Source organism: Pseudobdellovibrionaceae bacterium, assembly GCA_019637875.1.
In the GTDB taxonomy this organism is placed as follows: domain Bacteria; phylum Bdellovibrionota; class Bdellovibrionia; order Bdellovibrionales; family Bdellovibrionaceae; genus JAHBUW01.
This window is the reverse complement of record JAHBUW010000006.1, coordinates 1-18902: the sequence shown is the minus strand read 5'-3', so window position 1 is coordinate 18902 and position 18902 is coordinate 1. Positions and strand designations below refer to the sequence as shown.

Annotated in this window: 26 protein-coding genes and 1 tRNA gene; 14 read left to right on the top strand and 13 right to left on the bottom strand. The window is 55.0% G+C overall.

The window, feature by feature from the left end; genetic code table 11:
* From KF767_08860 to KF767_08795, 14 genes are all read left to right on the top strand, one after another.
* Positions 1-2679, top strand: coding sequence for a hypothetical protein (locus KF767_08860; protein MBX3017986.1), 2679 nt, complete (start codon positions 1-3; stop codon positions 2677-2679).
* Positions 2680-2768: 89 nt separating this feature from the next.
* Positions 2769-3032 carry a hypothetical protein gene (locus tag KF767_08855; protein MBX3017985.1) on the top strand — a complete coding sequence of 88 codons (264 nt, stop codon included), beginning with the start codon at positions 2769-2771 and terminating at the stop codon, positions 3030-3032.
* Between the two features lie 10 nt (positions 3033-3042).
* Positions 3043-3315 carry a hypothetical protein gene (locus KF767_08850; protein MBX3017984.1) on the top strand — a complete coding sequence of 91 codons (273 nt, stop codon included), beginning with the start codon at positions 3043-3045 and terminating at the stop codon, positions 3313-3315.
* Positions 3316-3343: 28 nt separating this feature from the next.
* Complete coding sequence (locus KF767_08845) at positions 3344-3547, top strand: hypothetical protein (protein MBX3017983.1); 204 nt, start codon at positions 3344-3346, stop codon at positions 3545-3547.
* Positions 3504-3788, top strand: a complete 285-nt coding sequence (locus KF767_08840) for a hypothetical protein (protein ID MBX3017982.1) — start codon at positions 3504-3506, stop codon at positions 3786-3788. The genes KF767_08845 and KF767_08840 overlap by 44 nt, the downstream gene beginning before the upstream one ends.
* Positions 3785-4174: a hypothetical protein gene (locus KF767_08835; protein ID MBX3017981.1), complete on the top strand. Its 390-nt coding sequence runs from the start codon at positions 3785-3787 to the stop codon at positions 4172-4174. Before KF767_08840 ends, KF767_08835 begins: the two co-directional genes overlap by 4 nt.
* Positions 4167-6401, top strand: coding sequence for a hypothetical protein (locus KF767_08830; GenBank protein ID MBX3017980.1), 2235 nt, complete (start codon positions 4167-4169; stop codon positions 6399-6401). Before KF767_08835 ends, KF767_08830 begins: the two co-directional genes overlap by 8 nt.
* Positions 6398-6706 carry a hypothetical protein gene (locus tag KF767_08825; protein ID MBX3017979.1) on the top strand — a complete coding sequence of 103 codons (309 nt, stop codon included), beginning with the start codon at positions 6398-6400 and terminating at the stop codon, positions 6704-6706. The genes KF767_08830 and KF767_08825 overlap by 4 nt, the downstream gene beginning before the upstream one ends.
* Positions 6706-7377 carry a hypothetical protein gene (locus tag KF767_08820; GenBank protein MBX3017978.1) on the top strand — a complete coding sequence of 224 codons (672 nt, stop codon included), beginning with the start codon at positions 6706-6708 and terminating at the stop codon, positions 7375-7377. The genes KF767_08825 and KF767_08820 overlap by 1 nt, the downstream gene beginning before the upstream one ends.
* Positions 7377-8264, top strand: coding sequence for a hypothetical protein (locus tag KF767_08815; protein MBX3017977.1), 888 nt, complete (start codon positions 7377-7379; stop codon positions 8262-8264). Before KF767_08820 ends, KF767_08815 begins: the two co-directional genes overlap by 1 nt.
* On the top strand, positions 8264-8674 hold the full coding sequence (locus KF767_08810; protein ID MBX3017976.1) for a hypothetical protein: 411 nt from the start codon (positions 8264-8266) through the stop codon (positions 8672-8674). The genes KF767_08815 and KF767_08810 overlap by 1 nt, the downstream gene beginning before the upstream one ends.
* Positions 8675-8684: 10 nt before the next feature.
* Positions 8685-9020, top strand: a complete 336-nt coding sequence (locus KF767_08805; GenBank protein ID MBX3017975.1) for a hypothetical protein — start codon at positions 8685-8687, stop codon at positions 9018-9020.
* 9 nt (positions 9021-9029) lie between these two features.
* A complete protein-coding gene (locus tag KF767_08800) occupies positions 9030-10145 on the top strand; it encodes a hypothetical protein (protein ID MBX3017974.1) in 1116 nt (371 codons plus the stop codon).
* Complete coding sequence (locus KF767_08795) at positions 10145-12499, top strand: hypothetical protein (GenBank protein ID MBX3017973.1); 2355 nt, start codon at positions 10145-10147, stop codon at positions 12497-12499. Before KF767_08800 ends, KF767_08795 begins: the two co-directional genes overlap by 1 nt.
* A 324-nt stretch (positions 12500-12823) precedes the next feature.
* Here the strand turns inward: KF767_08795 and KF767_08790 are convergent, their stop codons facing one another.
* The 13 genes from KF767_08790 to KF767_08730 all read right to left on the bottom strand — a co-directional run bounded on the left by KF767_08790 (position 12824) and on the right by KF767_08730 (position 18872).
* A complete protein-coding gene (locus KF767_08790; GenBank protein MBX3017972.1) occupies positions 12824-13063 on the bottom strand; it encodes a hypothetical protein in 240 nt (79 codons plus the stop codon).
* Complete coding sequence (locus KF767_08785) at positions 13060-13296, bottom strand: hypothetical protein (GenBank protein ID MBX3017971.1); 237 nt, start codon at positions 13294-13296, stop codon at positions 13060-13062. Before KF767_08785 ends, KF767_08790 begins: the two co-directional genes overlap by 4 nt.
* Positions 13293-13508, bottom strand: a complete 216-nt coding sequence (locus KF767_08780; GenBank protein MBX3017970.1) for a hypothetical protein — start codon at positions 13506-13508, stop codon at positions 13293-13295. The genes KF767_08785 and KF767_08780 overlap by 4 nt, the downstream gene beginning before the upstream one ends.
* The gene (locus tag KF767_08775) at positions 13505-13801 is read right to left on the bottom strand and encodes a hypothetical protein (GenBank protein ID MBX3017969.1); all 297 of its coding nucleotides are present in this window, start codon (positions 13799-13801) and stop codon (positions 13505-13507) included. Before KF767_08775 ends, KF767_08780 begins: the two co-directional genes overlap by 4 nt.
* Positions 13798-14841 (bottom strand): HNH endonuclease, encoded by a 1044-nt coding sequence (locus KF767_08770; protein MBX3017968.1) that lies wholly within the window; start codon positions 14839-14841, stop codon positions 13798-13800. The genes KF767_08775 and KF767_08770 overlap by 4 nt, the downstream gene beginning before the upstream one ends.
* On the bottom strand, positions 14825-15082 hold the full coding sequence (locus KF767_08765) for a hypothetical protein (protein ID MBX3017967.1): 258 nt from the start codon (positions 15080-15082) through the stop codon (positions 14825-14827). The genes KF767_08770 and KF767_08765 overlap by 17 nt, the downstream gene beginning before the upstream one ends.
* Positions 15083-15162: 80 nt before the next feature.
* Positions 15163-15492, bottom strand: a complete 330-nt coding sequence (locus KF767_08760) for a hypothetical protein (protein ID MBX3017966.1) — start codon at positions 15490-15492, stop codon at positions 15163-15165.
* Positions 15493-15783: 291 nt separating this feature from the next.
* Positions 15784-16134 (bottom strand): hypothetical protein, encoded by a 351-nt coding sequence (locus KF767_08755; protein ID MBX3017965.1) that lies wholly within the window; start codon positions 16132-16134, stop codon positions 15784-15786.
* Positions 16135-16156: 22 nt separating this feature from the next.
* A complete protein-coding gene (locus KF767_08750; protein ID MBX3017964.1) occupies positions 16157-16489 on the bottom strand; it encodes a hypothetical protein in 333 nt (110 codons plus the stop codon).
* A 3-nt stretch (positions 16490-16492) separates the two neighbouring features.
* Positions 16493-16855 (bottom strand): hypothetical protein, encoded by a 363-nt coding sequence (locus KF767_08745; GenBank protein ID MBX3017963.1) that lies wholly within the window; start codon positions 16853-16855, stop codon positions 16493-16495.
* 36 nt (positions 16856-16891) lie between these two features.
* Positions 16892-17140 carry a hypothetical protein gene (locus KF767_08740; GenBank protein MBX3017962.1) on the bottom strand — a complete coding sequence of 83 codons (249 nt, stop codon included), beginning with the start codon at positions 17138-17140 and terminating at the stop codon, positions 16892-16894.
* 3 nt (positions 17141-17143) lie between these two features.
* Positions 17144-18679 carry a DNA cytosine methyltransferase gene (locus KF767_08735; GenBank protein MBX3017961.1) on the bottom strand — a complete coding sequence of 512 codons (1536 nt, stop codon included), beginning with the start codon at positions 18677-18679 and terminating at the stop codon, positions 17144-17146.
* A gap of 121 nt (positions 18680-18800) precedes the next feature.
* Positions 18801-18872 (bottom strand) — tRNA-Tyr (locus KF767_08730).
* Positions 18873-18902: the final 30 nt, after the last annotated feature.

The window sequence follows — 18902 nt, the reverse complement described above, 5'->3', positions numbered from 1 at the left end:
GTGCTCTTCAAAGGCCAGCTCGAACAAGCTCAACTCGAAAACAAACAGAACGATCCCACAAATCTTCCTGAGGGCCTGACGTGGGTGAACACCACTGCGCACCTGGCAAAGGTCGTTCTGAATGGTGTGAAGCGCGTCTTCGTCACTGAAGATCAAGCGCAAAACCTTACCAATAAAACAATCGACGCCGATCAGAACACCATTTCGAACATCGAGAACGCGGACATCAAAGACGGCGCAAACATCAACCGCCAAAAGCTCGCGACCGCGACGCCTGGCTACGTCGTCGTCAACGACGGCTTCGGCGCCATGTTCGAAGAGCAGCGCCTGTCGAAATCTCGCGGCGGGACGGGCGCTGACAATACAAACGTCACCTTTCCTACGACCGGGACCATCGTCACTCGCGATGCGACCGAGACGCTGACCGGAAAGACGATCGATGGCGACGACAACACGATTCAAGATCTGGGGCTAGGAACGCTCAAGGTCGACGCTCCAAACGCAAACAAGTTCATCCAGCGTGATGGGACGGGCGCAGTCGTTGCGTCCAAGGCCGTCCCTACAGGAGATGTCGTCGGCACGACCGATACGCAGACTCTCGAAAACAAAGAGTTCGGAACCGGGACTTCCTTCGCTGAGTCTCCGACCTTCGATGAGCCGCTCATTATGGTGCAGCAGTCGACGGCAGGCGGTGCAACACCTCCGGGCACGCTCAAGCTCTATCCAAAAACTGACGGGAAGTTCTACTCGATCGATGAATTCGGCGCCGAGAAACCTTTGGGTTCAGGATCGGGTGCATCGGGCGTCAACTTCATTCAAGGTGGCGATGGCGGATCTGGCGACATCTGGGCGGAATACGCCGATTCCGGCGCTACACCCACAGACGGGACGGGTGGAAGTCCGAGCGTCATTTCGGGCGTCAACACCGCTTCACCGCTCTCAGGTACACAAGACTTCCTGCTTGGGAAGGATGCCGCTAACCGCCAAGGACAGGGCTGGGCTACGACATTTACGGTCGATAAGGCTTACCGCGCGAAAGCGTGCAAGATCCGTTTCGACTACATCGTCGAGTCGGGGACGTTCACCGCTGGTTCGCAATCGGCCCTATCGGATGTCGTCGTCTACATCTACGACGTGACGAACTCGACGTTGATTCAGCCCTCGAACTTCAAGCTCTTCTCGAATTCATCGACCATCGCGGATGTGTTCGAAGGCGAGTTTCAGACTTCGGCGACAGGTTCCGACTACCGCTTAATCCTGCACGTCGCTTCGAGCGCTACCACGGCGTTCGCGCTTCAGGTCAACAACATCCAGGTCGGGCCGAGCACGTATGTGTTTGGGACGCCTGCTACCGATTGGCAGTTGTACACGCCGACTTTCTTTGGATTCACCCTCGGTAATGGTGGGTTATCGGGTAAATGGCGCCGCGTCGGCGACTCTATTGAAGTTCGTATTCGACATATTTTTGGATCAACAGGAACAAGTACGGGAGGCGACTTCGGATATGGGCTTCCCAGCGGGATTTCGATCGATAATGCCAAGATGCTCCCCGGCGGATCGGGCGCGCGAGAGGATTTGACCAGTCTCTGGTACGATGTCTCAGCCTCGCAGTTCAAAGCAATCTCTGTGCTTCAGTTCGGAACCACAGCGGTCAAAGCGACAGTGGTAGGTACTGCTGCTCAGCTATCTAACGCTGATATCGCATCCGGACAAACGGACGCCATAAATCTCAACTTCGCCTTCCCCATCCAAGGCTGGTCGTCGTCGGTTCAGATGTCGGATAGCGCAGACACGCGGGTTGTCGCTCTTTCAGTCTACAACAACACGGCAACAACACAGTCAGTAGGGACTTCTTCAACTCGCATCACAACGATGTCGACCGTTGCGCTTGATACACATGGCGGCTGGAATCCGAGCACGAATCAGTACACCGTGAAAGTGAGTGGGAACTATCGGATCTCCGGAAGCTTGCGAGCGGCTGCGGTATCGACAACGAACGGCAATATTCTTTTGACGCTTGAGAAAAACGGATCAGCGACTCGCGCGATCGGCCAGGCATTTAACCAAGCGGCCGGCAATCAGTCGTTGATTCCGAGCGGTTCGGTCATCGTTCCCCTTCGTGCTGGCGAGACGATTGCTCTGTCCGCTCAAGTGGGAGCCGGGTCAACCACGGCGGCGGACTACAACCCGACGTATTTTGATGTCGAGCGAATCGGTGGCCCCACAGCCATCGCGGCGACGGAGACGATTGCCGCTCGCGCAAGTACCAGTGCCGGTCAAAGTATTCCGAACAACGCCGTTACAATCATCAACTTCGGAACCGTCAACTTCGATACTCATGGTTCTGTGACAACCGGAGCGTCGTGGAAATTCACGGCACAGGCTCCTGGTTTGTACGATGTTTCGGCAATGGCGATCTTTGTAGCTAGCACCACTTGGACTCAGGGGGAAGTCGCGGAGATTTCTCTCTACAAGAATGGGTCGAGGGTTAGTGCCCTTGATCGAGATGACAATCGAAGCAGCGCGAATGGACTCATGCGTGTGGGTGGACACGACTTAGTTCAATTGATGGCCGGAGACTATATCGACATACGGATCTATCACAACTCGGGCGCAAGCTTGGCGTTGTTCAACGCTGCTGAGTTTAACTACGTGTCAATCATTCGCATCGGTCTTTAAGAGGACCCCCTCCGGGGCTGGAGGGGGAGAGTCGGGAAACTCAAGCAGTCCTCACTGCAAAAATCGCGCAAACAATTAGTGGGGAATGAATGGCGAACATTTCTGAGAATTCGAACATCAAGCTCGGGCTGACGGTATCGCTCGCCTTGATGGTGGCAGGAATCGGCCTGTGGGCTGGCAGTCTGCAAGCAGGGCAGTTCGACACGAACGGGCAGCTGCACAGATTCCGAGACTTCGCCTTGGGTCGTTTCCAAAGCCAGGAGCAAATCAACAAACAGCTCCTAGAGGACACCGCCGCCACGAAGGCAAACACCGAACTCATCATCAAACTCATGGAAAAACAGAAAAACTAAGGAGGCCAGGATGGCTGAAGCAAAAGGGATCAAGGAACTGAAAGAACTCTTGGAAGGGCTCGCGCTCTTGGGCGTTGCAGGAAAAAAGATCATGGCCGATGGCAAGGTGAACCTTGCTGATCTTCCGGTCGTGATCGGACTTGTGCAGGATGCGTCCGTTCTGACCGCGGCTGTTCAAGGCACTAACGAAATCCCCGCTGAAGTGAAAGATCTCTCGGCTGAAGAAGCACAAGAGCTTCTGGGATTGGTTCTCGCCATCGCTGCTCGCGTGAAGGCGGCCTAGTATGGGGTGGCTGTCGTTTCTGAATCCCATGAATCTGATCAAGATCTGGAATGCGGTTTCGTCAGCCATCTCCCTGATCACACAGGCGATCTCTGCGTACCAAACGCACAAGCGCAAAAAAGCTGACGACAAAAAGGCTCAAGAGAACGCCTCCAAGCTCGAGGATGCTCTCAAAAAAGGTGATGACGATGAAATCGCTGACTCTGGTCTCGATGTTCTTAATGGCCGCTAGCCTTTCTGGCTGTGACTCTGCTCCGGATCTTCATCCGAAGCTTATCGATCACGCTCGAAACCGTTTCCACACCTATGAACTCACTGACCGAGAAAACTTCGAGTTCTCGAAGCGCGGCTGGACGACAGGGCTTGAGAAGCTCGATGGGCACTACTGTTTTTCAGCGAAAGAGATTGCGAACTACAACTCCTGGGCACGCCGGCAGGCTGACCGGCTAAAACAATGTGAGGCCGCTCGATGAGCATCACTCTCTCTAAAGGCGTAAAGAAGCCTGAAACCGGCGACCGCGACTTCTGGAACGATCTCGAAGACAACGCGCAGTTACAGAATGACCACAACCATGACGGCGTGAACTCGGAGAAGATCTCACCTGGGGACCTGGACAAAACCGTTCAGGATATCGCACAGGTGTCGTGGGTAGCGGTTTCTGGTGAGCCCGGAACCTACAAGCAGACGATCACCGTTCCCGCGGGGCACACGCTCGCCAATGTGCAAATGAAGTTCTTCGTGAACGGCGGCGGAGAGGATGGATTTGAAGTCCATCCGACGATTCGCAAAGCTTCTTCCACCACCTTCGACATCTTCATCAACGACAACTCTGTCGCCTTGAAAGCGGTCTATGGGTAATTTGGATGTCGCCGATTTCTCAGGCGGCATGACGGACAACTTCGTCACCGCGCCTTTGAACAAGTTTGAGGCTGCCGACAACTTCGTGATCACGAACGATCGCAGGCTTGAGTCGCGTCAAGGTTCTGGTGTGATGGACCCGGATGTGCCTCGGCTTTCGACGGAAGCTCGAGCGGACTCGATTGTGAAGTTCAAGGGCACGCGGTACTTCCAGAGCGCGAACAAACTCTTCTCTGTGGGGTCGGGTGTCGAGACTGAGATCCAAGGGCCTGCGAGCGTGAGCCTTTACGGTTCAGGGGTTCTTGCGTTCAACCAGAACTCTTATGCTGAGTGGAATAACCATCTCTTCATGACGAACGATGCGAGGCGAAAGCCAGCGTTTCTCTATAAAGATGGTTCTACCGTATCGCTTCGGACCCTTGGCCTTCCAAGGATTACAAACGCAGAAGCTGCGTTGGTCACGATGTCTGCGGGCACAGGACATTCGCGAAACTACGTGTTCGTACGCTCTCAGACGTACTCAATCAACGGCGTCGAGTTCACGCAGCGCTCGGCGGTTTCCACGATTAAGAGCTACTTCGGCGCTCTGCCGAACAGTATCGGCGCACTACCTGTTCTCGTAAACAGCGGGAACACGCATTTCGATACCGCGACTGTGAAGATTGAGATCTACCGAACGGCGAATACGGGCGCTACTTACTACAAAGTGGGCGAGGTTACGAACGGAACGACCACGTTCTCCGACTCGGTGTCTGACATCGATCTTCAACTCAACGAGGTCATCTACACGGATTCGGATGAGCTCGACTACGACATGCCGCCTGAGTGCAAGTTCTTGCTTCAGAATGACGGCGTTCTGTTCTTCCTGAACGTGAAGGACGCTTTCGGCGACACCTATCCGAACATGATCGTCCAGGCGAACCCTGACCAGCCTTATGCGGCTCCGGGCGGGAACTCGGCGACGGTTGACGGTGATCTGACCGGAGGCGGTGTTGCTGGCCAGTTTCCGGTCGTCTTCACCGAAAAGCGGACATACCGGCTCCAGGGGATCTACGATTCGACGGGTGCTGGTGGCATCACGCCGGTAGAGATCTCGAGAACGGTGGGCTGTGTCAGTCACAAGTCGATTGTTCAAACGCAGGATGGTTTGTTCTTCGCCGCGCGGGATGGGTACTACTTCACGGACGGCTACAGGGTTGTTCGGATCTCGGAAGATATTCCGAAGACCTACCTTTCTCTCGTCACCACGGCTGAGCAGGCCAAGCGCATCTACGGGACCTACGACCCCTTCAACAAGCGCGTTTTGTGGTCTGCGACATCTGACTTTGAGAAGGCAGACAATGACTGCATCTTTGTTGCGCATCTCTACTTCGGGATCAGTCCCAATTTGCCCTTCACTCGTTGGAACGGCGGGGAGTGGGCGAGTGTGTTCAACCCAGCATCCCTTCTCTACGACGAGGACACAAACGAACTGATTCGGGGGGAGTCTACGGGTGTTCTTCTGAAGCACTCACCTGAGCTCGTAAATGACCTCAAGGTCGACTTGGACGCGCCGGTCAGCGAATGGATCAGGATTCCCGTGATCTACGACTATAAGTCGTTTGCGACCGATTTCGGCCTCGTCCGCAGTCGGAAGTGGGTCACGCGCCTCATTGTCTACGCCGACGCTGTAGGCAAGGTCACGATGATGCCCTTCTCGCAAAACGACAAGACCGCGGTTTGGCGAGAGATGGCCGAGATCCGCGCCGGCACTCCTCTGATATGGGGGGATACCGACGTTCTCTGGGGGGACTCGTCGATTCGCTGGGCGTTTGTTCCGATCGTGTCTGCTAACCGCAGATTCCCGAAGCAATCCATCCGGTGCAGCTACAAACAAATCAGACTCAGGAATTCACTCACGACCATCGAGGAAACAAAGACGATGGGGCAGGCCACGTTTGATTCCGTGGCAAAAACCGTGACGATCGTGAACCCCGGAGTGAACTGGGCCGTTAACGCACTGGACTATTTTGTGACGATCTCTTCAGACTCGTTTCAGTCCCGATATAGAATCATCGGTAGAACGAACACGGTTTTAACCGTGGAAGACCTGGCGAGCACACTTCCCTCGGGCCAATTCGACTTCAAAGTCATCGGCTACCGGATTGATGAAGCGGTTCGACTCCTCAGTTTCTCGATGATTTACGAGCCCATCGGGCCTTCGCAAACTCCCTACAAGGCGTCTTGATGCTCAAACTGAATCTCCTCGGGATTCTGTCTCCGGCCAAAGAGAACTTCGTCGCCATCGGCGATGCGCTCGATGGAAACCCGATCACAAACGGCCAATGGCAGTTGTTCGATTTAGCTCTCGGCATCGGCACGTACACGAAAGCGCATGGTCTGAAATTCAAACCGATCGATGTGATTTTGATCCATCAGTCAGGCGGAACGATCACTTTTGATCACTCCGCTTTCAGTGACCAAGTCTTCAAGTTCACGGTGACGGCATCTTCGGAGACGCGCTTTCGCTTTTTGCTAGGAAAGGCAAAATAATGGCGACACTTTCTGAAATCAGAGACGCGGTAAAGGATGACCTCGATCTCGAAGACGAAGACTTCATCGACAACGATGAAATCGACAGACACATCCGTAGAGGCGTGAAGTCCGCCCAAAAGATCGCGCTGGGTCTCAATGAGGACTACTTCCTCGCGAAAGCCACGATCACTCTCGTCGGTGGAACCGCTGAGTATTCGCTCCCCGCTGGGATTTATGCGCATAAAGTGCGGAAGCTTCTCTGGGATGACGGCTCTGAGTCTTATGTCATCACTCGGGTGAAGAACCTCGAGAACACAGCTTCGGTGATGAACACGTTTCAGTCTGACCGAGACCTGAAGTACCTCATTGTCACAACGGGTGCGGAACCCAAGATCACCTTCTATCCGACGCCTTCGCAGGCAGGCCCTGTCGTTACGATATGGTTTCTAAGAACTGCTGCAAGCCTTGAAGCGAATAGCGACGTTCTCGATGTGCCTGAAGCCTACGACTACGTCGTCCAGTTCGCAAAAGACGCGTGCCTCAACAAAGAACGCGGAACCCCTGATGCTCAACCATCAGCAGCGCTCAAAGAAGAGCAGACGCTGCTTGAGGCTGACCTGATGAACCGAGTGCCGGACGATGACAACTTCGCCCAGCCCGACATGAGCTTTTATGAGGAGTGTAACTAATGGCTTACGATCAAGCATGGGCTAAGAAGGTCCGCACACATCCGATTTACATGAATCAGCCTGAACATGTGATCCAGAATCTCTGGAATCAGAACATGAAAAACCCGGCGTTCGCTAAGGAGTATGGGGAATCGTTTAAGCAGCAGGAAGAGAAAAAAGCTGCCGATGCCGCAGCTGTCAAAGCTCAGGCACAACCTGCCATGGGCGGAACAAACGCCATCTCAGCTGATGTGAAGTACGACGATCAGGGCCGACCCATCCGTAACGACTACCTGTCGATCATGGATAAGAACGGGAACCTGAACTCAAACTTCTCGATCGCTGACAAGATCGGTCCCGACATCCAGGTCAACCAGGACGGCTACAACGCCATCAAAGAGCGCGCACTCTCGACGGGACCGTCTGCGTGGGCGAATCTCGCCCTCGAAAAACAAGGCCTTGAACAGCAAAACGCCATGGATTCGGCAAACCGCTCAGGCGCACAAGCGCAGACAACGGCCTATAACCAGATGCGTTCCCGCGGCGGTTTGTCGGCAGGGCAGCGTGAGCGTCTTGCGATGCAAGGTGCGCGCAACACGGCTGCTAACCAGCAGGGCGTTCTGAATCAGGGGCTGTTGAATCGCTCAAACATCCTGATGGAAGATCAGAAGTCGAAAGACAACATGCTCATGCAGCTGCCTGGCATGGACATGGCAAACGCTAACTTCCAACAGAACCAGCGTTCGTTCAACGCTCAGGCGCAGCAGTACGACATCGGAAACAAGTTGAAGGACGTAGGCGGCTACAACGCCTATAACGCCGATGCTTACGGCAAAGCGATGCAGGAGTGGTCGGCTGGAAAGACCGCAGATGCTCAAGCTCGCGCCTCGTCTGGTGGTAAAAAGTAGTGAAGCTCCGCGTTCTTCTTCCGCAGGAATGGGCGAAATTCTCTGAAGCGGCACATCTTGTCGTCTTTGATGAGCGTCGTCCGACCGCGATGGAGCGCATCAGCTTTGCTCTCGTTGTCGAGACTGAAGAAGGAAAGCCGGCTGGTTACGCGACGATCAAGGAGCTTGATTCGGAGACAGCCTATTTCCAGTACGGAGGCGCTTTCCCTGGAACGAAGGGAACGACTGCCGCGCTTCGAGCTTACCGCATGATTATGCGCTTCATTCGTGATGGCTATAGACGCGCCGGCACTCTCATCGAAAACACAAACACTCCCATGCTCAAGTTCGCGATGAACGAAGGCTGGGTGATCTCAGGACTTCGCGTTTATGACGGGAAGATTCTGCTCGAACATAAAATCGACTTCTAAGGAGACATGGATGTTACCTTTGATTCTTGGCGGAGTTTCCGCACTAGCGTCTTACAAAAACGCTCAAAACAAAAACGATCAGATGCAGAAGGCAAACCAAGCCGCAGCAGAGCAGACGCGCTACTCGGCATGGTCGGGTCTAGGCCAAGGCCAGATCAACAACCAATACGCAGATCCGCTCACATCGGCAATCGGCGGAGGCCTCCAAGGTGCAGCTTTCGGGCAGAGCCTTGGAAGTTTGGGTGCAAAGCCTACTGATCCTTGGGCGGCACTCGAGGCCGAGATGAATCAGCCGAGCCAGGCGTCCGGCATCAATGCATATCACTCGCGCGGAATGAATACTTAAGGAGCTACAATGGCCCAGCAAATTAACCCTTGGACACTTCTGCCTGAAATCGGTGCTCCGATGCCTGAAGAAATGCAGGGCCGCGGGCCTTTGCTGGATCAGGTGATGGCACCCGTGAAAGCTCCGCAGTCCGTCACTGCGAAGGTTCGTATGCGCACGCCCGCTATGGCGCCGACTCCTCCCGTTGAAGCTGAAAAGCCGCAGACCCTGATTGATCTCATCCAAGAGTCGATTAGCCGTCGTGATCAGCAGGCTCAAGCTCTGTGGGATAAAGCAAACGCGCCAGCAGGTCCGCAGACATTTTCCGATGTGAACTTAAAGCCGCTTCTTGCGCTGGCTGACAGCTGGAACGGGACGCAGTTTGCAAAGAGCTATGAAGATCCAAACCTCAACAAAGAGAAGCTGAAACAAGGCCTCATGGTTCAAGCGATCAAAGCTGACGAAGCTTCCGCGAATGACCGTTTGGCGCTCGCCAAGATGTTCTCGTCTGATGCTCAGGCGGATCGCCGCATGGATAACCTCGAGATGCTCACGCAGATCACCGGACGTCGCGCAGACCTTGCAGCAGAAATCGCAGCGGGTAAGAGCGCAAAGCCTCCGAATGTTTCAGGCGAAGCCTGGAAAGCCGCAGGGTTTGCAAGGCGTCTCCAGCAGACTGATGAAGTTCTGCAAGGATTGGCAAACAACGGCTACTTCGGACCTTCGCGTGCGGATCAGGCAAGGGCTTTTCTTCCCGGGGAAGTGCAAACGCCGCAGTACCGCACCTATGACCAATCCGTCCGGAACTTCATCAATGCGACTCTTCGTCGTGAATCAGGCGCCGCGATCTCCGATGGTGAATTCGCGAATGCTCGCCAGCAGTATTTGCCGCAACCTGGAGATAGCCCTGAGGTCATCGCGCAGAAGGCTGCGAACCGCGCCCAGGTCTTTCAGAACTTCAAAGCGGAAGGAGCGAGTGCCTTTGATCAGATTCCTTACGTGAGCCCCACAACCGGGAAGGTTGCCGAGAGAGCCCTTCAACAAACCGAGATGGTTCGTGTTCAGGCGCCGAATGGCCAGATTAAACTTATTCCCCGTGGTCGTCTCCAAGACGCCCTGAAGGCGGGTGGAAAGCAGGTTCCGTAATGGCTAAAGGTTTCGACTGGGGCGACTACGAAGACACCGTAGCTTCAGCGCCCCAAGCTCCGACACAAGACTTCTTCGCGCAGTTTGATGACTCTGGCCCCACATCTGGCGGCTCGCTTCCTCCGCAAATCCTTGACGAGCGAAATCCTGACATCAGCTGGTATGACCGGACGGTTGCGAAGAACTTCGCAAACTCGCCTGAGTCACAATTGAAGTATCTTCAGCAAGAGTATCCGGGCCTTGAGATCGCTCTCATGGGAGGCGAGGTCGTCGCGCGCCGCCCGGGCGAGGTGCAGTACACGAAACTTGACCCGTCGTCGTTTGAGTTCTCAGACATCACGGACATGGGTGACGTCGTAACAGGCGGTGTTGCGGGCCAACTAGGCACAGTAGGCGGCGCAATTGCGGGGGCCGCAGCTGGCGCTCCTACGCTGATCGGCGCTGTCCCTGGAGGGATTGCCGGTGCGGCTGCTGGCTCTGCTGCGGCTTCGGCGGGGCATGAAGCCCTTCGTCAGTATATCGGACAAAAGCTCGGCATCCCGCAAGAGGTGTCAGGTGGCGATGTAGCTATGTCCGGCGCGTTTGGCGCGGCTGGCCCCTTGGTGTTTGGTACGGGTCCGCTTAAAGGCATGGCCGCTAACGGGGAGACGCAGGGCCTCATTCGCGCGGCATGGAACAAGGGCATCCCGAAGCTGGCGTCTAGCATGGGTGGCGTCACAGACGATGCGCTGAAGCTCTACACGAATCCCGCAACACGCGAGCAGGTTGACGCTTTGGCGTCGGGTGGCCGGACAGATTTCACTGACAATCTCGTGAGCCGAGTCACAGGTGCGCTCAACAAAGAGAAGCAAGACATCGGCCAGCAGCTTGCAACCGCGATCGATGGAGCAGGTGAGAATGTAAATCTGAAAGGCGCGAAGCAGGCCTTCCGCACACAGATCGCTCAAGCCAAAGCTCTTTACCGTAAGATGCCGACTCCCGAGAACAAGGCCGCAGTTGATGCAGCCGAGCAGAGCTATATGAGCCTGTTCAAGGATCTCAAGCGATCAGGCCAAGAGATCGTCATCCCGGGTACGCCACAGTCTGAGATCGCAGCACACAACAAAGCTGTCGCTGAGTATCAGCAGAACATAGCAAACTTCATGAAGCAGGACGCCGACTACCGGGCCGCTATCGGTCAAGCTGGCGATGAATACGCTCAGCCGATTCTGCCCGGTATGGTTGACGATCTACAGCGCACAGGAAATGTTCGTGAAGCAGTCGAACTGAACGGACAAAACGCGGCTCAGATGATGCCGGCACCGTATGAAGCCAATCAGCAAGAACTCTTCATGTTCGATACGCCCGGGCTTCCGCGGCAGTTCAAGTCGAACGAGATTCAAAAGATCATCAATCGGACGGATCTGCCGAAGACGATCCGAGCTCAGGACAACGAAGCTGCCGCAGCATTCAAACAAGAGATGTTCGACATGGGACAGCAGGGTGACATCGTCGGCACCGAACTCGTCCCTCGCACCTATGGTGAAGCTGTGATGCCTCGCACGATGAACGCAACCGGGCAGACCGAAATGGTGTTTGCACCGATGGCGCGTCCGCAGGCTCCGGCTCCTTTGGCGATCATACCTGATCGAACGGTTGTCCGCGATAACGTCATCCCCGACAGCTTGAAGCCTTCGTTTGCCTGGAAGCTTCAGCAGCAGCTGAAAGACTACGGCGATCTGCGCAAGATCTCAGGCGGCGTAAACCCTCGCTACGCGTCCCAGGCGACGTCGTCTGAGAAAGCCATGGCTGACTCAGCACTGAACGCTTACCGCTCAATTGGAGGCGAATTAGACCGCGTAACAGCTGGCGTGTCTCCGAAGCTTAAGACTCAATACGCAGAGCTTGCCGACATCCAAGACGCGCTCCGTCCGCTCAACGGGCAGACGCAGTCCGCGTACTCGGCGTTCAACAACATGGATGGGTCGGGTAAGATGGCCTTCCGCGAGGCGCTCGAGAAGCTCGGGAGCCGCACAGGCGAGAACTTTGCTGGTGACGTGAGCATGCTTCAGGCTGCCGATCACTTCGGCTCGAAGTCTTGGATGCCCCGAAGCATGAAAGGCACGACATCGACGTCTAAGACGCTTACAGGCGGTGGTGCCGGCGCAGGGCTTGGATTCCTGTTTGGCGGATACCCAGGCATGGTCATCGGCGGTATGGCAGGTTCTGTCGCTTCATCGCCGCAAGCCATGAAGTATGGCATCAAGATGACTGACCCGATTCGCTCCGGAGCAAACGCCATGGGCCGCGTCTACGCACCTATGACGCCTGTCATCCGTGAAGGCATCACGAAGTCGCCTTGGGACGAGCTATGACCAGAAAAATTGTACGTTCGTACAATTAGACCATGCGACCTAGTTTCTAGACCCATCGCGGGTTGACGCCCCTTATGCTTTCGCTGGTCTTAAAGCGGACGGGCCTCATGAAAGACTGGCGCGGGAATACGGCGATGATCAAAGAGCTCAAGCTTTTCGTGACGACGGGGCGGAGGCTTTAGCCGCGTGCAAGGATGACCGCGATGAGAGTCACGCAAATCACATATCCAGTTAGCGCAAGGCACCAGTTACCGAGAAACCTGATCCATTTCGCGTGCATCTTGAAATCAGCAATCACGGCGTTTCGCCACTGTTCCTCTTCAGTCACGACTTCCCCACCTTCCCGCGCTGAGCCCATGCCCATCGCCCCACATCTTGGATTGTTGGATAGATGTCTTTATCAACCTGACTCACAACCCACTTCATAAGCTGCGCCTCCGGAAACTCCGGCTCGGCTTCGGGCAGGACTTCGCGGACGTGTATCATTCCATCTTGTTTACGGTCCCAAACCATGAACGTCCCACAGGCGCGACGCTCAATCCAAAACTCCCTCGGCTTCTTCATGATTTGACCTCCAAGGCAGCAAGCAGCTTTTCACGCTCAGAACTAAGAATCATCGACGCGGGATAATGCTCGATCAGATTGCGAAGCTTTTCCGCCTCTTCCCGACTCAGCACCACGTCTCCGGGGAGCTTTTCGATGACGGTCACGCATCGGGCATCCATGCGAATACCATTCAAAGCACCCAATAGCTGCTCGCCGTCGGTTGAGATTTGTGCGCTCCACTCCCGCCTCATGTTTTCCCCTCCGCAGCTTTGAGCAGTTCGGCGTTGTAAACTTCCCACGCTGACAAATTGTCGTCAAAGTCCATAAGCGCATCCCTCTGCTCGATGGCTTTCTTGAGCATCGCGAGGCATTCGCGGAAGGCTTCAGGGTCGCCATCGAAGCCGCGAGCATTTGCTTCCGCGTGAAACCACGCCAACTTCTCTTCAATCGTTGCTTCTCTCATTTCACCGCCTCCATGTCTTCGAGGGCTTTGCGTAGCTCGTGTTGGAATTCGATTGCCATGTCGGCGGCCTCTTCGCGTGTAGTCTTGTGCGGGACCTTGCGCAGAATCCGATTTGCCGTTTCCACCGCAATCTCAAGCTGCCGGTTCTTGCGCTCCCAGGTTCTAACTGCGTGCTCGATGAACTCAATTGCCCTTCCACCTGAGTTCTCTGAGAGATTCACAACGTTGACGGCCTTCGCGCGAATCTCGCGGTCCTCTTTGATCTGCGTGAGGAGCTTGTCTGCTGCACTCATGTGTCCCGCCTTTCAAATTTGCGGAGCGTTTTCCTTGCTTGAAGCTCCGCCGTTCCCACCTTCTCGATTTCATCTTCTGTCGGCAGACACCTTTGGTCTCTGTAGTGTTGCATGTCCTCAAGTGCTCCGGCGAGAGACTCTTGCGCATCTTGAAGAGCCTCCACCAACTCCGTGACGCGGGGGTCTTCGACTGGGTTGGCGCGGGCAAGATTGTAACTTGCTTTCGCAGCCGCAGTCGCCCATTCGAGCGGATTAGTTCTTTCGACAGATAAAGCAAGAGTCCCGAATGCAGGCAGCTTCTCGTCACTCTCGTTACTTACGTTTTCGTTACTTACGTTTTCGGTAGTAACGTTTTCGCCGATTTTTGTTACTCGCGGATCGTTGGCGAGGGTTGGAGACTTCCAGTTTTCCGCGTTAACGATGTTTAATATCTGCCTTTTCGAAACTCCGAACATGACTGCCAGATTTGCCGTTCCTCTGTCCGAAGAACGAATAAATGCGACATCCGCTTCTGTCAGCTTTGAAGACCCATGTTTTTCGCCAACAGCTTTTGTCCCATGAAGGATTTTATGGCTCTCATTTTCAGTTGGAGTTACCCACCTCATGTTCGACAACGAGCTGTTGTCTTTGTTTCCATCGAGATGGGCGGCATGGTATCCCTCGGGTCTAGGGCCGACAAAAGTCTCAAGTACCAAGTGACCAACCTTTTTTGAGCGCGTTTTGCCATCCACTCTTACGGCGACGCTCGGATATTTGGCGTGCGGGGCACCATGGTAAAAGGGCTTTAGGAATCTGCCCAGTTTGTTTGACCATACTCTGCCGTCTGGGAAGACGTTAATATCATACTGTGGATGTCGTTTGCCATCGACAGGCAGCTTCTCGTCACTCTCTGCGGGCGGCTTCGGGTTTTGGTCGGGATAGCACTCTGGACACGTCGGCGGGAAACACGTTTTGCAGTCGCGACTTTTAAAGCCATCGTGCATATATTTGTGCTTGAAACAGTGGTGAGAGCCGTGGTCCGGTTTACCGTTTTCCCACATTGTCTTCCCCCTTCGCGGCGTGGTGTTCGGCGAGGGCTGTCCGGGCATCTGCTTCGGCAGCTTCGGAGCTTTCAATTGCCTGCCAGCTTTTTTCTGACGGGCGTTTGCCGACCCGATACGCCACTAACAGCGCATCCTTGGCATCAATCCTTGCAATGGCACCTTTGAGCAGGCCCACAAGCTTCTCTTCCCGCTCAACCGCAAGAGCGTCTCTCGCCTCGGCGCCTGCGAGGAAATCCATTTCGGCATTCTCTCGGCAGGTTCCGCTACTTGCCCACGAAGCCGCCTTCGCCTCCATCAACGCGCGTGTCTTCGGGTCTTTCATCCCTTCACCTCGGTCGCGACGATGCGCCAGCGTTTGCCTGCGAGCCGTTGAACGTGCTGGCGCAGTCCATTTTCCGGAATGGGATAAAACCAGTCGGACTCGTTGTTTAGCATCCACTCCGCTTCAAACTCCACGACCTGCGGGGGCTCGGGGGCGAGGGCGTAATATGCAAACCGGAAAACGTCGGCGGCGTAATAGCCTCCTGATGCGTCCCTCAAACATCCGTCTTGATCCAGGGTTACAAAAGTTCCCTCAGGAATCTTGACCAGTTTCTTCCCATCCGCCAACGCCTGTGCGAACTCTCTCGCGCTTTTAAAAGGGGTCATGTCGCTTCTCCGATCACCGTCCAACCATATTCAATTGCGATTTCGAGTGTCTTCCATGCAATGTACGGATGCCCTAACCACTGATCTCTTTGGTAAAAAGGTCGATTGAGTTTGAACAGCCGGATGTGGTCGTACTTCGCGTGATATAGAACCAAGTCTGTCACGCCATCCTCCCCATCACGAAACGCACCAGGAAAAACAGCGCGACCACCCACGCCGTCGTTGCGCCCATGAGAAAGCCCGTCCAGAAATTGGCGCGGACTTCCGTTTCTACTTTAGGTTTGGAGGGGATCATGACAACCCCTTTTGAAGAGCTCGAACGATTCCTAAAAACAAGTGGTCTTTCACTCGCTGCTCAAGCGGTAGCTGTGAGTGCTCGACGAGACAGTGATGCGTTTTGGCTTCGGGATTTTTCACTTCGCCGAATATCCATCCGCTATCAAGCTTTTCGCGCATCCAGTTTTCGTGCATTGATTCAGGCGTTGCGCCGGGATTTTCTACTGCGAACTTAACACCGTTAATCGCAGACGCCTTTTGCCATTCGGGCGCCTCGTCCCACGGCACCTGGCTTTGATCGCCGATGCTCCGGCAATAGGCGCGATTCGCTTCGTGTGTAACTCTTGCTGCTAATTCGTAAATCACTTCTCATTCTCCTTTTTTGGGGTCATAAAACCTCCTTCATTACGCGCCAATTCACGAGCTTCGTTCCGTCAAATTCGGCTTCAATCGGAATTCCAACGAGGCGGGATACCGAATTGACCTTTGCGTCTTTTAAGATCGCTGAAAGCTTCAAACACATCTCGCCGTGGGCTTTGATTCGATCATCCTCTGTCCACTGAGCGCTCTCGGACCTAACTACATCCCACCCTCCAGTGATGTCAGCGCGCACGCCCCATGATTCACCACCGAGAGTAAGACGCACCCCTAAGCAAGCTTCTTGGTAGCCACACGCGCCGAATTCAGCGGACTTGATTTTGCCAAACTCTTTTTTGCTCATCTCTCACTCTCCTTTTTGGGGGGCGGAAATCTGGGTCAAGCGATCGTTCATGAACGTCACAGCCATTCGTTCAATCCGCGCAGCAACCGTAGTGCTGACGTGTCCGTCGAATACCGTGTTCTCGCTCTTTCGAATAAGCGGTTCCACGAGATAGAGGTAATGGTTCGGACAATGGTAGCTGATCTGTCCTTGGGGCGTTTCGAAGTACAAGACGAACCAGCCATCGAAGTCTGGACGCCATGTGCACAGCAGATGATTCAGCTGGCAAAGATGAATGTATAGCAGACACCGATGGTCATAGAGTTCGTCGAATGTGTGGTAGCCGTCGCTGATGTCTTTGCCGACGATTTCGAATTTCTTCCCCATCCCTAATCCTTCCTAAAAGGCAGCAGCGACCCGAAGTCACCGCGGCGGTTGTTTTTTCTGCTTCTTCAAATCTTCGATGAACCGCTCGAGCGATTCTTCTATCTGCTTTTTCTTGATCGACGGAATGCGACACGCACCGATCAGCATGGTGAGCTTCACAGTTACCTGCGTCTGGAGGTCTTCTGCGCGCTTTTTTAGCTCCGCATTCTCCTTCTCCAGCTGCGCGATCTTCTGCGCCTGCCAGCCTCTGCGGATGGTTTGTTTGACGGGTAGGATGGTGGTCATGTGTCAGCCTCTTTCGGTTTCGATATACGCTTTGATGAATTCCGCTGCGGCTTGGGCAACGATGCCATTGCCGTAACCCCGGATTCGTCCCATGCGCGCGGGAGCCCCATGAGCCAAAGGATGTCCATGAAAAACTCTGACCATTTCCATCATCGCACCAAAAGATGCGCTCTCTTGTGACAGCTTGGACAGAGCGTCTGTAAATTCATCGGATCGTTGTTGTGGTAATCTTCGTCGACGTGATGGACGTGTAGGCGACCTTTGGTGCCGCACTTCTCGCACTGCTCTTTCATAAATTTTTGAGATGCCCGGTGTCGAGCAGTGCTCGATATGCCCCAGTTCCCCCTCGTATTCGCACAGGAGAGCGAACAAAACCGACGCTTCCGGAATGCCGAAGCGTTCTCCAATCGCGCGCCAAATCTCTTGCGGGTCATATTCATTCCGCAGCGCTCGCAACACTTCGTTCCACAATCCAATTTGTTTTGCGGCATTTATTGCTCCAGTCGCCTCATCGCGATGACTCCGCACAAATCCCAATGCGATGGCAATCCCATCAACCATCTGCTGTGTGCCGGGTTCAACTGGCCTCCACTTGTTGTCGATGCAGTAGATCCATTCAGCGTCTGCCCAGTAGCCGTTAACTGGGCCAGCGCTACTTGCGCCCCCATGTCTGCGCCCGGGTTCCGAAGCGCTTCCTTTTGTGCTCCCTCGTAGGTCCTCACTCCTTTGTCTGCCAGCGATGCTAGGGGAGTCGCCCAAGAAGCCAATCCCGCTTGGAACGGAAGAGCTCGACCCTTCGCCCTGGGCGTAGATGGGTCTCCCTTGTGATCTCGTGCTGTTGGAGTTGTCCAGCCGGCTAGCATCACATGATCGTTCAGATTGCCCCTCGTTTTCGCTCGCTTCGCTTGCCCTCCCCCTGTGCCATCCGATGCTTGAGGTGTCGGCCAATTGCAAAGCGCTACTGTCTTTCTCGACGAGTCCGTGTTCCCAGCTGCGTTGTTCCCGTTCTGCGCAGGCGTTCCCGCCATAGGTGTCGGCCACGAACCACAGGCGATGTCTTGCGTGCGGAGCGCCGACGCCCGCAGCAGGGAGAACGACCGGCCCGCAGGCGTAACCCGTGGCTTCCAGGTCAGTCGAAACAAGGTCGAGCCAAGTAAGTCCGTCACGACCCTCAACTTGTTCGCCAAAGATGACGCCAGGTCTGCACTGCTGGATGAGCCAGTGCCAGGCGGGCCAGAGGTGCCGCTCGTCAGCAAACCCAGCTCCTTTGCCTGCCGCGGAGAAAGGCTGGCATGGGCAGCTTCCGGTCCAAACAGGACGGTCATCGGGCCAGCCAGCGAGTCTGAGTGCGTAGCTCCAGATGCCGATGCCTGCAAAGAAGTGGTGTTGAGTGAATCCAGCGAGATCTGCTGGCGTGACGTCCCTGATGTCTCTGTCATCGACTTCCCCTTGTGCGATGTGACCATTCTTGATCAGCTCCCGAAGCCAAGCTGCGGCCTTCGGGTCATTCTCGTTGTAGTAGGCGCCTGATGCGCTCATGTTTTCTCCTTCAAAAGAACGCTGCGGTTACGGGGTCTATTAACGAAGCAGGAAGTCCTCTCACTCTCCCTAGTCCCCGATCTCGTGCCGAGGTTCGCACCTCCGCTCGCGTTCAGATGGACTGCTGGGGCGGGACTCGAACCCGTAACCTCCAGCTACAATGCGTGGGCTCTGCCAATTGAGCTACCCAGCAGTCCATCTCAAAGCGCCGGTCTTTCCCGGC

Coding starts and splice junctions, on each gene's coding strand:
- KF767_08835 (MBX3017981.1), top strand. CDS start 3,785: ATGAGCATCACTCTCTCTAAAGGCGTAAAGAAGCCTGAAACCGGCGAC.
- KF767_08770 (MBX3017968.1), bottom strand. CDS start 14,841: ATGTGGGAAAACGGTAAACCGGACCACGGCTCTCACCACTGTTTCAAG.
- KF767_08790 (MBX3017972.1), bottom strand. CDS start 13,063: ATGAAGAAGCCGAGGGAGTTTTGGATTGAGCGTCGCGCCTGTGGGACG.
- KF767_08855 (MBX3017985.1), top strand. CDS start 2,769: ATGGCGAACATTTCTGAGAATTCGAACATCAAGCTCGGGCTGACGGTA.
- KF767_08740 (MBX3017962.1), bottom strand. CDS start 17,140: ATGACCACCATCCTACCCGTCAAACAAACCATCCGCAGAGGCTGGCAG.
- KF767_08785 (MBX3017971.1), bottom strand. CDS start 13,296: ATGAGGCGGGAGTGGAGCGCACAAATCTCAACCGACGGCGAGCAGCTA.
- KF767_08775 (MBX3017969.1), bottom strand. CDS start 13,801: ATGAGTGCAGCAGACAAGCTCCTCACGCAGATCAAAGAGGACCGCGAG.
- KF767_08805 (MBX3017975.1), top strand. CDS start 8,685: ATGTTACCTTTGATTCTTGGCGGAGTTTCCGCACTAGCGTCTTACAAA.
- KF767_08745 (MBX3017963.1), bottom strand. CDS start 16,855: ATGGGGAAGAAATTCGAAATCGTCGGCAAAGACATCAGCGACGGCTAC.
- KF767_08780 (MBX3017970.1), bottom strand. CDS start 13,508: ATGAGAGAAGCAACGATTGAAGAGAAGTTGGCGTGGTTTCACGCGGAA.
- KF767_08765 (MBX3017967.1), bottom strand. CDS start 15,082: ATGGATTTCCTCGCAGGCGCCGAGGCGAGAGACGCTCTTGCGGTTGAG.
- KF767_08760 (MBX3017966.1), bottom strand. CDS start 15,492: ATGACCCCTTTTAAAAGCGCGAGAGAGTTCGCACAGGCGTTGGCGGAT.
- KF767_08830 (MBX3017980.1), top strand. CDS start 4,167: ATGGGTAATTTGGATGTCGCCGATTTCTCAGGCGGCATGACGGACAAC.
- KF767_08800 (MBX3017974.1), top strand. CDS start 9,030: ATGGCCCAGCAAATTAACCCTTGGACACTTCTGCCTGAAATCGGTGCT.
- KF767_08820 (MBX3017978.1), top strand. CDS start 6,706: ATGGCGACACTTTCTGAAATCAGAGACGCGGTAAAGGATGACCTCGAT.
- KF767_08840 (MBX3017982.1), top strand. CDS start 3,504: ATGAAATCGCTGACTCTGGTCTCGATGTTCTTAATGGCCGCTAGCCTT.
- KF767_08750 (MBX3017964.1), bottom strand. CDS start 16,489: ATGAGCAAAAAAGAGTTTGGCAAAATCAAGTCCGCTGAATTCGGCGCG.
- KF767_08815 (MBX3017977.1), top strand. CDS start 7,377: ATGGCTTACGATCAAGCATGGGCTAAGAAGGTCCGCACACATCCGATT.
- KF767_08850 (MBX3017984.1), top strand. CDS start 3,043: ATGGCTGAAGCAAAAGGGATCAAGGAACTGAAAGAACTCTTGGAAGGG.
- KF767_08795 (MBX3017973.1), top strand. CDS start 10,145: ATGGCTAAAGGTTTCGACTGGGGCGACTACGAAGACACCGTAGCTTCA.
- KF767_08735 (MBX3017961.1), bottom strand. CDS start 18,679: ATGAGCGCATCAGGCGCCTACTACAACGAGAATGACCCGAAGGCCGCA.
- KF767_08845 (MBX3017983.1), top strand. CDS start 3,344: ATGAATCTGATCAAGATCTGGAATGCGGTTTCGTCAGCCATCTCCCTG.